Origin of the sequence: Methylobacterium tarhaniae, from assembly GCF_001043955.1 — a bacterium.
In the GTDB taxonomy this organism is placed as follows: domain Bacteria; phylum Pseudomonadota; class Alphaproteobacteria; order Rhizobiales; family Beijerinckiaceae; genus Methylobacterium; species Methylobacterium tarhaniae.
In genome coordinates this window covers 1-752 of sequence record NZ_LABZ01000468.1, presented here as the reverse complement: position 1 = coordinate 752, position 752 = coordinate 1, and the positions used below count along the sequence as shown (strand labels likewise).

Genomic DNA, 752 nt, shown 5'->3' with positions numbered 1-752 from the left:
CGACCACGTCATCCTCTACCGCGACGAGGATTTCGCCGCGCGTATCAAGGAGATCACCGGCGGCAAGGGCGTGCGCGTCGTCTATGACGGCGTCGGCAAGGACACCTTCCCGGCCTCCCTCGACTGCATCGCACCGTTGGGAATGTTCGTGAGCTTCGGTTCCGCCTCCGGCCCCGTGGAGAATTTCAACCTGGCGGTGCTCGGCCAGAAGGGCTCGCTCTTCGCGACGCGCCCCTCCCTGTTCGCCCATGCCGGGACGCGGACCACCCTCGATTCCATGGCCGAGAACCTGTTCGGCGTGGTGGCGAGCGGCGCGGTGAAGATCCCCGTCCATGCGCGGGCGAAGCTCGCCGACGCCGTGCAGGTGCACAAGGATCTGGCCGGACGCCAGACCACGGGCGCCACGATCATGACCCCGTGATCCGAGTATCCCCTGATCCAAGTATTCCGTGAGCCAGGGATACCGCGATCTCGGGATCCCCCGACGACAGGACGAGGCGGATGAAGCCCCCAGGCGAGCGCGACCTTCTCCTCGTGGTCGACGTCCAGACCGACTTCCTGCCCGGCGGAGCCCTCGCGGTGCCGGACGGCCATGCGGTGATCGACCCGATCAACCGCCTCGCCGCCCGGTTTCCGCACGTGGTCCTGACCCAGGACTGGCACCCGGCCGGGCACATCTCCTTCGCCTCCAGCCATGCCGGAAAACGCGCCTTCGAGAGCGTGGACCTGCCTTACGGGCCGCAGGTCCTGTG

Annotated in this window: 2 protein-coding genes; both read left to right on the top strand. The window is 67.7% G+C overall.

Translation table 11 applies throughout. From position 1 onward, the window contains the following. Window positions 1-421, top strand: a 421-nt coding sequence (locus tag VQ03_RS30715; RefSeq protein WP_048454731.1) for a zinc-binding dehydrogenase, incomplete at its 5' end; no start/stop codon positions are given. Window positions 422-501: 80 nt separating this feature from the next. Then, window positions 502-752 (top strand): cysteine hydrolase family protein (locus VQ03_RS30710; RefSeq protein ID WP_048454730.1); only part of this gene is annotated, 251 nt, incomplete at its 3' end.